This window comes from Arthrobacter sp. 35/47 (assembly GCF_000520475.1).
Taxonomy (GTDB): Bacteria; Actinomycetota; Actinomycetes; order Actinomycetales; family Micrococcaceae; genus Arthrobacter_D; species Arthrobacter_D subterraneus.
The window spans coordinates 1-12146 of sequence record NZ_KI914594.1 but is presented as its reverse complement, the minus strand read 5'-3'; the positions used below and the strand labels follow the sequence as shown (position 1 = coordinate 12146).

Below are 12146 nucleotides of genomic sequence, written 5' to 3'. Positions count from 1 at the left end.
CCCGGGGTTCGCCAGTCCTAGTCCTTGTAGGAGTCCCGCAAGTCTTGCGGTGCTTCCTCGTGGTAAACCTGCTCCCAAGCTTCCAGCACGTTTTCGTGATCAACGGGGAGCGAGCTGAGCGCAACATAAGGGGGTGTTTCGCGGCCGAGCAGCGCCAACGCCGCAAGACGAGCCTCCGTGACTCCCTGATCGAATGGCACCTGAGCTCCAAGCCCGATCACGAGCTCGTCCTTTGCAAGTGCAATGGCCACGTTCTTGCCAAGATCCTCGGTGGCGATTTTCAAATCGGCGCGACCTGCAGCGCGTGCGGCTGCCATGACACCTTCAGCCGGGACGTCCCATACAGCCCAGATACCTGCAAGGTTTGGATATTGAGTAATCATTGCGTTGGCCGCACCCTGTGCATCGCCCGCGAAATCCGGGCCGGCGATACCCTGCTCCTCAACGATTTCGATGTCTGGGTATTCACTGGTGACGGTTTCTTTGAAGCCGTCATACCTTTGTTGTGTCACGAAGAAGTCTGCTTCGTGGTAAATGAGCCCGATCTGTCCCTGCCCGCCGAGCTCGCGAGCCATGAGGTGTGCCGAGGCCACCCCATTGCCGTAATTGTCCGCAGAAACCACCGAAGCATAGTCTTCGCCGGCTGTCAGGCCTTGCGGGACATTGTCCATAAATACCAGCTCAATTCCGGCATCGGCAGCCCGCTTGTATGCGGCGGATGTAGCGACCGGATCAGTCGGAATTGAAACGATGATATCGGGGTCCTGAACCATCACAGTCTCCAGGTCGGAGACCTGCTTGTCCGGCTTGAAGTCGGCGTCGGTGACGGCGGTGACTTCAATCCCGAGACGTTCAAACTCGCTCCGGAGACCATTGACTTGCGCGGTGGCCCAGTCGTTGCCGCCGTAGTGCATGACAATTGCCGCCTTTGCGCCTAGGGCGCTGACCGCTGCTACGTCTTCTTCGGTGAGTTCCACTTCACTGGCTGGGGTCGCCTCCTCTCCGTTCGGGCCGGCGCTTAGGACGGACTCCGAAATTTCCGCCAACGCTGCATTGGCTTTTTCGCTTATATCGGCGTTTTCGCTGGATGTCGCGGTGCTCGTTGTGCTGCAACCGGTCGCGGCGAGTGCGGCCGAGGCTGCCAGCGCAGCTAGACGATAGGTGAGTTTCATCATTGATCTCCCAGAGGTGGTGCCATTCAGGCCAAAGGAACGGCAGCGGCTTGAATCAGGGACCCTTTTCTGTCCTTGCTGATTCAGTGATTAGTGGAACACATCACAACTTATGCACGAATCATGCAAAAGTCAACCCCTTATGTACTAAACTATGATCGAGGACGAAAAGAAAGGGACGGCACTCATGGGAGTACTGGATGAGGGGGAGCGCACTCTGGACCACGTCCGAGGACTGCTTTCCCTCCTCGAGGCGGTGCGATCGGGTAAGGCTTCTACCCGCCCGGAGTTGGTCGAGTGCAGCGGCCTGGGCCGCAATGTTGTTGCGCAACGGGTCTCGACCTTGCAGGAAGCCGGGTTGTTCCGGGAGGGAAATCTGGCCCGTTCCAACGGTGGCCGAGCTCCTCGTCGGATAACGTTTTGCGCCGAGGCGGGGCTGATATTGAGTGCACAACTTGGTGCGACAAGCCTTGCAGTGGCGATCTCAGATCTTGCAGGCAATCTTTCCCACGTCCATGTGGAGGACGCCGACATCACAGATGGGCCTGAGGTTGCTCTTAGCCGCGTAAATGAGCTCTTCGCGAAGATGCTGAGCGCGCGCGAAGGCGGCGCGATGGTGTGGGGGATCGGCATCGGGCTTCCAGGGCCTGTCGAATTTGCAACCGGCCAGCCCGTGGTGCCGCCCATAATGCCGGGATGGAACGGGTTTGATGTCAGGGCTTACTTCTCCTCCAGGTACAACGCCCCGGTTTGGGCCGACAACGATGTAAATCTCATCGCTTTGGGTGAACTTCGCAGTGGTCTGGCGAAAAGTGACCTTGACTTTATCTGTCTTAAGGTGGGTTCTGGAATCGGCGCTGGGTTAGTTTCGCAAGGTCGCCTCCATCGCGGAGCCCAAGGCAGTGCCGGTGACATTGGGCATATTGTGTCTTCAGATTCCAGTGCAGTGGTCTGCCGCTGCGGGAAAAGGGGGTGCCTCGAAGCACTCGCAGGAGGCACAGCGGTAGGAATGCGCGGCGAGCAGGTGGCGCGGGCCGGAAACAGCGCCTTACTGGCTGCAAGGCTCCACGCCTCCGGGTCCGTAAGCGCCGAGGACGTAGCTGACGCAGCAGGTCGTGGTGACGCAGTAGCCCGGGATCTCTTACAGGAGTCTGCTGCGATGGTCGGTGAAGCAGTATCCACCCTTGTGAACCTTTTCAACCCGTCCTTGGTCCTGCTCTGCGGAGGCGTAATCGGGGCCGGCGACTTTTACCTTGCACAAATCCGGACAACAATTCTCGAGCGTTCTCTTCCATTGGCGACGCGATCACTTCGTATCCTTCCGTCTATGAACTCTGATCACGCGGGCCTTAGGGGGGCAGCGTTTATGGTCTTAGACCAGATCTTCTCCCCGGCCCTGTTTCAGCGTTGGTTCCCCCTCGGGTCACCTGCTGGATATCCCGGTCTTGTCGAACGGACTCCTCGCGGCTGAATGTCCTGACTGCACGCTCAGCTACCCGGCAAACCTCCGCAAATCGACGCCGACGGGAACCCCGCGGGCCCTCCTACTAAACTGATTGCCATGACCGATATCCCCACCGCCCGTGACCGACTCCGCGATCTCATCCTGGAACTGGCGGTGGTGAGGGGGAAGGTGACGCTCTCCAGCGGCAAGGAAGCGGACTACTACATCGATCTGCGCCGTGTGACCCTCCACCATGAAGCATCAGCGCTGGTCGGCCAGGTCATGCTCGAACTGCTGGACAACGCGGGCATCACTTTCCAGAGTGCGGGTGGCCTGACCATGGGAGCGGATCCGGTGGGAACCGCTCTGATGCACGTAGCCGCGCGTGAAGAGCGCGCCATCGACGCGTTTGTTGTCCGCAAGGCACAGAAGACGTACGGGATGGGCCGCCAGGTGGAGGGCCCGGATGTCGCCGGGCGCGACGTCGTCGTTCTTGAAGACACCTCCACCACCGGCGGGTCGGCACTGACCGCCGTGGAGGGAGTGCGGAAGGCCGGCGGCAACGTCAAGGCGGTCGCGGTCATCGTGGACCGGGACACCGGGTCGAAGGAGCGGATCGAGGCGGAGGCCGGAGTTCCCTACCTCTTCGCCTACAGCAAGGATGAACTCGGTCTGGAGTAATGACCAACGATCCCCAGCGGCTCCTGGAGTACGCGCATGGCCTGAAGGGCATGTCACGCAGGAGATTCCTCACCGGTTCAGCCCTCGGCCTCGCCCTGGCCACCGACCTCTTTGTCACGCGGCAGATCCAGGAAGCCCGCGAGGAACTCTCCATCATCCCCGTGGCGGATGACTACGCCGACGCCACGTTCCCCAACGCCCGCTGGATCCTCTTCCCCGGCTACAAGACCAGCTGGGAAGAGGGAGTCTGGATCATGAACTCCCTCCGTCCGGTGCTGAGCAGACGTGCCCGGCTTGCCGTGATGGGCTACTCCAACCGCGGCTTGGACGTGTCGACGATCGTTGGTTCGCTGCGGCGCTATATCCGCACCCAGCAGATCGACACGCTCTATTTCTACGGCCACAGCTTCGGTGGAATGGTGGCGGTAGAGGTGGCCTCCCGTCTCCGGGAGGTGGGCGTGGACGTGCGCTTCATCATGCTCGATTCGAGCCCTCACGCCCGTTTCGACGTTGTTGACCAGACCATGTTCGACGGCGTCGTCTACCTTTACGAGGCCGGCTACCGTGTTCCCACGGTGCTGCGCGGCGGGTACGAGCTCGCCGAACGCATCGTGCACAAGAACGAGCGCACGTGGGCGCAGATCGTTGACCAGACGCTTGAGCAGCTCTCGCCCTTCGCTCCCTCGAGCGTGCTGATCCAGTCCCAGGCGTCCTACATCTTCCACTACAACGTCGCCCGGTTCAGCCTCGGCGCTACGGAGCTCGCGTTTGTCGGCAACCCGAATGACCGGACGGTGGATTATGCGACGGCGCGGCCGGGCTGGGCGGCGGCCTTCCCGGAGAATATGGTCTCCGCGGACCTGGTCACCGAAGGCGCCCTGCCGGCGCACGCGAGCCCCCAGTGGAATCCGCTCATTTACCAGGCGGTAGCGCGGAAGCTGCAGCAGGAATTCCTGCCCATTCCCACCGGCGGAGCGACAAAGAGCATCTTCTAGCACCGGTGCACAGGAGGCGAAACCTGCCTATAGTCGCCTCAGGACACGCACGGTGAGGAGGCCGGAATGGTGGACGAGGAACGCCCCGGAGCAGGGCAGTGGGTGCCCGAAACCAGTGCCGTGAAAGCGCTGGCCGAGGCCGCCGGGAACTGCCGCGGCTGCGAACTCTTCCGGGACGCAACGCAGGTGGTGTTCTCCGCCGGCCCGCAGAAGGCCGCCCTCATGCTGGTGGGCGAGCAGCCGGGAGACCAGGAAGACCAGCGCGGCCGCCCATTCGTGGGGCCCGCCGGGCGGCTGCTCGCGGACGCCCTCGCTGCCGCCGGGATTGAAACCCGGTCCGTGTACCTCACCAACGCAGTCAAACACTTCCGGTTCGAGCGCCGCGGCAAGGCGCGCATCCACAAGAAGCCCGACGTCGGACACATCACTGCCTGCCTGCCGTGGCTGCAGGCGGAACTTCAGGCAGTGCGCCCCGTCGTCGTGGTCTGTCTAGGGGCAACGGCGGGACGGGCTGTGCTCGGCCGGCCGGTCCGGGTGGGCGCTGAACGCGGCATCCTCATGGAAGGTCCGGAGGGCGTTGCGCCGGCGCAGGTGCTGCTCACCACCCACCCCTCCGCGCTGCTTCGCCTGCGCAACGCGGAAGACCGCGAACCGGCTCTCGGGGAACTGGTGGCCGATCTGGTCGTGGCGAGGGACGCAGCGCTCGGCTGAGGTGTTACACCTGCTCGATCAGGTCCTGGACCGAGTCCACAATCTGCGCCGGCCGGAACGGGAAGGCTTCGATGTCGGAGCGCTGCGTAATGCCCGTGAGCACCAGCACGGTGTGCAGTCCGGCCTCCATGCCGGCGATGATGTCCGTGTCCATGCGGTCGCCGATCATCGCGGTTGTCTCCGAATGCGCGTCGATCTGGTTCATGGCGGAGCGGAACATCATCGGGTTGGGCTTGCCCACAATGTAGGGTTCACGGTTGGTGGCCGCGGTGATGAGCGCCGCTATTGCGCCGGTGGCCGGCAACGGACCCTCCTTCGACGGGCCGGTGGTATCCGGGTTGGTGGCGATGAACCGCGCACCGTCGAGGATCAGCCGGATGGCCTTGGTGATCGCCTCGAACGAGTAGGTGCGGGTTTCCCCGAGCACCACGTAGTCCGGGTTCTGGTCGGTGAGCACAAAGCCTGCCTCATGCAGCGCCGTCGTCAGTCCGGCCTCACCGATCACATAGGCGCGCCCGCCGGGCAACTGGTCCTGCAGGAACTGTGCGGTGGCGAGGGCTGACGTCCACAGGTTCTCCTCCGGCACCTCAAGCCCTGATGCCTTCAGCCGGGCGGCGAGGTCACGCGGGGTGTAGATCGAGTTGTTGGTGAGGACCAGGAACCGGCGGGAGGTTGCCACCCAGCGGTCGATCAGTTCCGCGGCTCCGGGAATCGCCTGGTTCTCATGGACCAGGACGCCATCCATATCGGTCAGCCAGCACTCAATGTGTTCGTTTTCGCGCATTCGCTTCTTCCGTGACGACGTTGGATTGGGCATGAACCCGGGAACAGTCTTTCACCTTAGTCTTGGGGGGTGGAAGAAACCGTGGAGAACCCTCCGGGAACAGTGGGCGTCGGGCCATGGGAGGGCGTCTGGCCCTCCGGTCCGCAATGGGATGCGGAGCTGCTCGCGCACGGCGACACCCGCAACGTTGTTGACGAATACCGCTACTGGAAGCACGAGGCCATCGTCGCGGACCTCGATTCCCGGCGGCACAACTTCCACGTCGCCATTGAGAACTGGCAGCACGATCTCAACATCGGTTCGGTGGTGCGCACCGCCAATGCTTTCCTTGCGCGTGAAGTCCACATCATCGGACGACGCCGGTGGAACCGGCGCGGCGCCATGGTCACCGACCGCTACCAGCATGTCCGCCACCATCCCACGGTGGAGGAATTCGTCGTGTGGGCGCAGTCGGCGGGGCTGAGGGTCATCGGGATCGACAACTTTCCGGACTCCGTGCCGCTGGAAACGTACGACCTGCCGCGCGACTGCGTCCTCGTCTTCGGCCAGGAAGGACCGGGACTCACAGCCGAGGTCCATGCGGCTGCGGACGCTACGCTGTCCATCGCCCAGTTCGGGTCCACCCGGTCAATCAACGCCTCGGCGGCGGCAGCAATCGCCATGCACGGCTGGGTGCGCCGCCACGTGTTCAACCAGCGGGTGGGCTCCCAGCTGTCCTGATGTCCTCAGTCGATCTGGTCGACTGCTTCCCGCATGCGCATCAGGAAATCGACGACGACGGCGGCATCCTCCGGTGGGAGGGACCGGGCCACCTCCACCATTCGCGTATGCATGGTTCCCATGGTCTGGCGCACCTCGGCGCCCGACTCGGCGCTCGCCTCGAGCACTAGAGCGCGGCGGTCCCGGGGGTGGGGCTTGCGACGTACATGGCCGCTCCGCGCCAGCCGGTCAATCAGGGTGGTGGTGGCCGCGGAGGATATCCCAAGCTTCGCCGTGAGCTCCTTGGGGCTGACTTCCCGGCCGGCATACTGGGCTTCCAGAAGGTACCGGAGGGCCAACAGGTCCGTCTCGTTCATTCCCATGGACGAGCGTGTCCGGCGCCGCATGGCCGTTTCCGCGGCCCGGTAGTCGCGAAGAGCGTTGAGCACGTCGAGGTCCGCAGCGGCCCGCCCATACCAGTAGCCCGTGGATCGGGTGGGTAAATCCGGAATGGTGCTCATAGCGGCCATCCTAGCATTTTCACTAGGCAGGCTTGCAGGATGGTCACCTACTAGGTAGGTTTCCTAGTGAAACGAAGGATGAACTACTAGCTAAGCTAGTAATTGAGATTGGAAGTACGGCAATGTCGCTCACCGTCACCCCCGGGCAGTCCGGCATCCCGATGCCACTCCAGCGATGACCTGCACCGGGGAAGCCCCATCGGCGGCGCCTACTGGAGAACCCGACCTTGCCTGGCTGCTGCAGCAGACAGGCAATGGGGATGAGGCATCGTTCACCGAGCTGTACCGTTCCACCAGTGCGCGAATCTTCGGACTGGTGCGGAGGATCGTGGTTGACCCGGCGATTTCCGAAGAGGTGACACAGGAGGTCTTCCTTCAGGTCTGGAACAAGGCCGCCGAATTTTCCCCGCACCTCGGGTCGCCGATGGCCTGGCTCATGACACTTGCGCACCGCCGCGCAGTGGACAGGATCCGCTCGGAGCAGGCACACCGGGACAGGCTCAACCGCTGGTCGGAGACGGAAACCGGCACTCCCTTCGATGAGGTGACCGAGTCGGTCATGGCCCGGGACGAGTCCCTTGCGGTGAGGGCTGCCTTCAGTGCCCTGACCGACAAGCAGAGGCAGGCCATCGAGATGGCCTATTACCGGGGGCTCACCTATGCCCAGGTTGCCGAGGCGCTGGAGGCTCCCCTCGGAACGGTGAAAGCCAGGATCCGGGATGGGCTGGGGCGTCTGAGAAGCGCGCTCGAACCCGATTCATCGCTTGCGTCGTAAGGTTTCCGCGCAATTAGCGCCCTCGTTAGGATGGGACAGGAGTGAGGCTTCATGTCCCATGAAGCCTAGGTCGCCCAAAACCCATACGAGGAGTTGCCATGCCCATCGCCACACCGGACAGTTACGCCGAGATGATCGACCGCGCGAAGGCAGGCGGCTTTGCCTACCCCGCGGTGAACGTGACGTCCTCACAGACCCTCAACGCGGCCATCCGCGGATTCGCTGACGCCGGATCCGACGGCATCATCCAGGTCTCTACCGGCGGCGCGGCCTACTGGTCCGGCGCATCTGTGAAGAACATGGTCACCGGTTCCCTCGGCTTCGCGGCCTTCGCCCGCGAGGTGGCCAAGAGCTATGACGTGAACATCGCGCTCCACACCGACCACTGCCCCAAGGACAAGCTGGACGAGTTCGTGATGCCGCTGCTGGCGGCCTCCGAGGAAGCCGTCAAGCGCGGCGAGGATCCGCTGTTCCAGTCCCACATGTGGGACGGTTCCGCCGAAACTCTCGAGGAGAATCTGCGGATTGCGCGGGAGATCCTGCCCAGGGCTGCTGCGGCGAAGATCATCCTCGAGGTGGAAATCGGTACCGTGGGCGGCGAGGAAGACGGCGTGGAGAACGCCATTAACGACAAGCTCTACACCACGGTCGATGACGCGCTGGCCACCGTTGACGCGCTGGGATCTGGCGAGAACGGCCGCTACATCACCGCGCTCACCTTCGGCAACGTGCACGGTGTGTACAAGCCGGGCGGCGTGAAGCTGCGCCCGGAGATCCTGAAGGACATCCAGGAGCAGGTGGGCGCCAAGATCGGCAAGGACAAGCCGTTCGACCTGGTGTTCCACGGCGGATCCGGCTCCAGCGACCAGGAAATCGCTGACGCCGTGTCCTACGGCGTCATCAAAATGAACATCGACACCGATACCCAGTACGCATTCACCCGCCCGGTTGCCGACCACATGTTCAAGAACTACGACGGCGTTCTGAAGGTTGACGGTGAGGTCGGCAACAAGAAGACCTATGACCCACGCGTGTGGGGCGCATCCGCGGAAGCAGGGCTGGCGGCCCGCGTTGTCGAGGCAGCAAAGTCGCTCGGTTCAGCCGGCAAGAAGCTCTGATGTCGGACGAGTTCCGCAAGAACCTGCTTGGGCCGGAGCCCACCCTTCTTCCCGAGGAGCCCGACGTCGTGGCGCGGCTGGCGGCAGGGGAGGAGGCTGTCGATCTGGCAGCCAGGCACCCGACGTCGTCGTTGGTGTGGGCCATTCTGGCCGACGAGGCGTACCGCGAAGGCCGGACCATCGAGTCCTATGCCTACGCACGGACCGGCTACCACCGCGGACTGGACTCCCTTCGGCGCAACGGGTGGCGTGGAGCCGGGCCGGTGCCGTACTCGCATGAACCCAACCGCGGGTTCCTGCGGGCACTGAATGCGCTGGGCCGTGCGGCGGCCTCCATCGGCGAGATCGATGAGGCGGAGCGCATCGCCAAGTTCCTGAGGGAGTCGGACCCGGAGGCAAGCGAAAAGCTTTCCGGGTCCTGACGTCCCGGTAAAGAAGGGTCGCCTTCCCGGCAGGGAGGGCGGCCCTTGTCGTCTCCAGGTTGGATTCAGTCCTTGGTGTGGCCTCTGCGGGAGTTCCCCTCTGTTGCTACTGATTCATCGGGTGGGGGAGTGCTCGGGGTTGATGAGGATCAGATCCAGATAGGCCTTGAGGGTGCCCGGCATGTCGACCTGCTCCGGATTCAACAGCCATTGGGTCTGAATCCCATCCCAAAGGGCAACGATCGTTGGGCCGGCGATTTCCGGATCAACTCCGGGGCGCAGTCGACCGATGCTGGCCAGATAGCGTAGCTCGTTGCTGTATTCGGCCCGAAGCCGTTGAAAGCGCTTGACGAAATACTCCCGTGCGGGATGGTCGCGCGTGGTCGCCTCGCCGCACAGTACGGAGTAGAGCTCGATCAGGTGGGGGACACCCTCGTTGTTTTCTGCCTGCTCGGCTACTACCTCAGCGAAATGTTCCCGGGTGCCCGGTGTGTTGGGACTGATTTCGTCTCGGTACTCAAGAACCGCCACGAGGAGTTGCTCCTTCGTCGGAAAGTGATGAAGGAGGGTCGTTTGGGCTATTCCGGCCTGGTCGGCGACCTCCTGGATGCTCCCACCGCTATAGCCTTTGGAGCCGAAAATGGATACCGCCGCCTCAAGAATTTCACGTCGGCGCGCGGCTGTTTTGGCGTAAGGTCCGCGGGTGCCTCGGCGTGCGGGGGTTCTCGTGGTCATACAGGAAGTTTAGATCGAATTAATCTAGAGTAATTACTCGACTTTCGTGTTATTCTTGTCATACCGATATTCCGAACGATTGACACAGCGCTTCGCGAATGCGCCAAGAAACGATGAGGCGAGAACGCGTACCAACTATCACTCGGCACCCCGCGTGGAAGCTGGCGCTCAGATTGAAGTTGTTGACGTCGTCGCCATTCCCACAGGTACCGTCGGCGCTGTAGGCGCCGATCTAACAGGCAAGGAGGCCCACCTGATGGCTACCCTGAACCAAGCCCATACCCCGCCGCTCAAGGCCGGGCGATCGCCGCGTACGGCGCATAAGGGACGCAGCACACGCGAGGCGGTGGCCGTCTTCGTTGCACCCTTCGCCGTGCTCTTTCTCCTCTTCTACGCGGCGCCCATTGTCTTCGCGGTCATCCAGTCGCTCCTGACGGTTGAGCGCGAGGGGACGTTCGGGCCGCCGCAGCAGGTCTTCGGCGGGTTCAGCCAGTACGTGCTCGTCTTCCAGGACCAGGCCTTCTGGGCCTCCGTAGGCCGGGTTCTCCTGTTCGGGGTGGTGCAGGTGCCGGTGATGCTTGGCCTGGCGCTACTGTTCGCACTGCTGCTGGACTCACCGCTGCTGAAGGGCAAGCGGTTCTTCCGGCTCGCGTTCTTCGCCCCGTATGCGGTGCCCGGTGTCATTGCCGCCATCATGTGGGGATTCCTGTACTCGCCGTCGCTGTCCCCGTTCGGGGCGGTGACCTCGGAGGTCAACTTCCTGGGCGGATCACTCGTGCTGTGGTCGATCGCGAACATCGTGACCTGGGTGTATGTGGGCTATAACATGCTCATTATCTACGCCTCGCTGCTGGCGATCCCCACGGAAATCTATGAGGCGGCCCGGCTCGACGGCGCGTCCAATACGCAGATTGCGTGGCGGATCAAGATCCCGCTGGTCACCCCGGCCATCATCCTCACGGGTGTGTTCTCGATCATCGGCACGCTGCAGCTGCTCGCTGAGCCGCAGACGCTGCGCAGTTTCAGCTCCGCGATCAGCAGCACCTACACCCCGAACCTCGCCGTCTACACCACGGCGTCTGTGCCCAACTACAACCTGGCCGCCGCGTTCTCAGTTGTGCTGGCGCTCGCCACGTTCATCCTCTCCTTCGTGTTCCTGAAGGCCACCCAGCGGAAGGTATCCCAATGAGCACACCAACCGTTCCTCTGACCGCCGCCGAGAAGGCGCACTCGCGGGGCCCGCGCCAGAACGTGATGTCCCGTGCAGCCGCGATGCTGGTGATGGGCGTCTTCACGTTCTATTTCCTGACCCCGATCTGGTGGCTGCTGGTCACCTCGACGAAGACCGGGGGCGAGATCACCGGGACGGCACCGCTGTGGTTCACCCCGAATTCGATCTCGACGTTCTTCACCAACTTCACCGGACTGTTCCAGTACCAGGACGGGTTGTTCGTCAAGTGGCTGGCCAACAGTGCGCTGTATGCCGGTGCGGGAGCGCTGCTCGGCACCATCATTGCGGCCATGTGCGGCTACGCGCTGGCCAAGTACGAGTTCAATGGCCGCGAGGCGATCTTCAACGTGGTCCTCAGCGGTGTGCTGGTCCCGGCCACAGCGCTGGCCCTGCCGCTGTTCCTGATCTTCAGCGAGGTGAACCTGACCAACACCTACTGGGCGGTGTTCCTGCCCAGTCTGGTCAGCCCGTTCGGGGTGTATCTGGCGCGGATCTACGCCGCAGCCAGCGTGCCCGGTGAGCTCCTCGAAGCGGCCCGGCTGGACGGGTCGGGTGAGCTGCGGACTTTCTTTACGGTGTCCACCCGCCTGATGGCGCCGGCTCTCGTCACGATTTTCCTGTTCCAGTTCGTGGCCATCTGGAACAACTTCTTCCTGCCGCTGATCATGCTGCGTGACCAGGCGCTCTTCCCGGTCACCCTTGGTCTCTATGCCTGGAACAGCCAGATCAGCCAGATCCCCGAGCTGCGTACCTACGTGATCATCGGGGCGCTGGTCTCGATCGTCCCGCTCATCATCGCGTTCCTGGGCCTGCAGCGCTTCTGGAGCAGCGGACTCAGCGCCGGAAGCGTCAAATAAA

At 62.9% G+C, this 12146-nt stretch carries 14 protein-coding genes; 10 read left to right on the top strand and 4 right to left on the bottom strand.

Annotated features, from left to right (window positions below; genetic code table 11):
- Positions 1–17: 17 nt before the first annotated feature.
- Positions 18–1175: a substrate-binding domain-containing protein gene (locus X803_RS0108105; protein ID WP_026544750.1), complete on the bottom strand. Its 1158-nt coding sequence runs from the start codon at positions 1173–1175 to the stop codon at positions 18–20.
- A 151-nt stretch (positions 1176–1326) separates the two neighbouring features.
- Here X803_RS0108105 and X803_RS0108100 point away from each other — a divergent pair, with 151 nt between their 5' ends.
- From X803_RS0108100 to X803_RS0108085, 4 genes are all read left to right on the top strand, one after another.
- Positions 1327–2643 carry an ROK family protein gene (locus X803_RS0108100; protein ID WP_216699046.1) on the top strand — a complete coding sequence of 439 codons (1317 nt, stop codon included), beginning with the start codon at positions 1327–1329 and terminating at the stop codon, positions 2641–2643.
- Positions 2644–2733: 90 nt separating this feature from the next.
- Positions 2734–3297 (top strand): orotate phosphoribosyltransferase, encoded by a 564-nt coding sequence (gene pyrE / locus X803_RS0108095; RefSeq protein ID WP_026544748.1) that lies wholly within the window; start codon positions 2734–2736, stop codon positions 3295–3297.
- Positions 3297–4292, top strand: coding sequence for a thioesterase domain-containing protein (locus X803_RS0108090; protein WP_026544747.1), 996 nt, complete (start codon positions 3297–3299; stop codon positions 4290–4292). The genes pyrE and X803_RS0108090 overlap by 1 nt, the downstream gene beginning before the upstream one ends.
- Positions 4293–4358: 66 nt before the next feature.
- A complete protein-coding gene (locus tag X803_RS0108085; RefSeq protein ID WP_026544746.1) occupies positions 4359–5003 on the top strand; it encodes a UdgX family uracil-DNA binding protein in 645 nt (214 codons plus the stop codon).
- A 4-nt stretch (positions 5004–5007) separates the two neighbouring features.
- On the opposite strand, the gene X803_RS0108080 is transcribed toward X803_RS0108085, so the two are convergent.
- Positions 5008–5787 carry an HAD-IIA family hydrolase gene (locus X803_RS0108080; protein ID WP_026544745.1) on the bottom strand — a complete coding sequence of 260 codons (780 nt, stop codon included), beginning with the start codon at positions 5785–5787 and terminating at the stop codon, positions 5008–5010.
- Between the two features lie 69 nt (positions 5788–5856).
- On the opposite strand from X803_RS0108080, the gene X803_RS0108075 reads away from it, so the two are divergent.
- A complete protein-coding gene (locus X803_RS0108075) occupies positions 5857–6507 on the top strand; it encodes a TrmH family RNA methyltransferase (RefSeq protein ID WP_026544744.1) in 651 nt (216 codons plus the stop codon).
- A 5-nt stretch (positions 6508–6512) separates the two neighbouring features.
- Here X803_RS0108075 and X803_RS0108070 read toward each other — a convergent pair whose 3' ends face one another.
- Entirely contained in the window at positions 6513–7007 is a 495-nt protein-coding gene (locus X803_RS0108070) for a MarR family winged helix-turn-helix transcriptional regulator (protein ID WP_035778310.1), read from the bottom strand.
- Positions 7008–7182: 175 nt separating this feature from the next.
- Between X803_RS0108070 and sigK the strand changes: the two genes are divergently transcribed.
- The 3 genes from sigK to X803_RS0108055 all read left to right on the top strand — a co-directional run bounded on the left by sigK (position 7183) and on the right by X803_RS0108055 (position 9322).
- On the top strand, positions 7183–7782 hold the full coding sequence (gene sigK, locus X803_RS0108065; protein WP_026544742.1) for an ECF RNA polymerase sigma factor SigK: 600 nt from the start codon (positions 7183–7185) through the stop codon (positions 7780–7782).
- A 98-nt stretch (positions 7783–7880) separates the two neighbouring features.
- Positions 7881–8900 carry a class II fructose-bisphosphate aldolase gene (gene fbaA, locus X803_RS0108060; protein WP_026544741.1) on the top strand — a complete coding sequence of 340 codons (1020 nt, stop codon included), beginning with the start codon at positions 7881–7883 and terminating at the stop codon, positions 8898–8900.
- Positions 8900–9322, top strand: a complete 423-nt coding sequence (locus X803_RS0108055) for a DUF3151 domain-containing protein (protein ID WP_026544740.1) — start codon at positions 8900–8902, stop codon at positions 9320–9322. Before fbaA ends, X803_RS0108055 begins: the two co-directional genes overlap by 1 nt.
- A 114-nt stretch (positions 9323–9436) precedes the next feature.
- Here X803_RS0108055 and X803_RS0108050 read toward each other — a convergent pair whose 3' ends face one another.
- Complete coding sequence (locus X803_RS0108050; RefSeq protein ID WP_026544739.1) at positions 9437–10057, bottom strand: TetR/AcrR family transcriptional regulator; 621 nt, start codon at positions 10055–10057, stop codon at positions 9437–9439.
- Positions 10058–10313: 256 nt separating this feature from the next.
- Here X803_RS0108050 and X803_RS0108045 point away from each other — a divergent pair, with 256 nt between their 5' ends.
- Together X803_RS0108045 and X803_RS0108040 are read left to right on the top strand one after the other, a co-directional pair.
- A complete protein-coding gene (locus X803_RS0108045; RefSeq protein WP_051470597.1) occupies positions 10314–11246 on the top strand; it encodes a carbohydrate ABC transporter permease in 933 nt (310 codons plus the stop codon).
- Positions 11243–12145 carry a carbohydrate ABC transporter permease gene (locus X803_RS0108040; RefSeq protein WP_253907417.1) on the top strand — a complete coding sequence of 301 codons (903 nt, stop codon included), beginning with the start codon at positions 11243–11245 and terminating at the stop codon, positions 12143–12145. Before X803_RS0108045 ends, X803_RS0108040 begins: the two co-directional genes overlap by 4 nt.
- Position 12146: the final 1 nt, after the last annotated feature.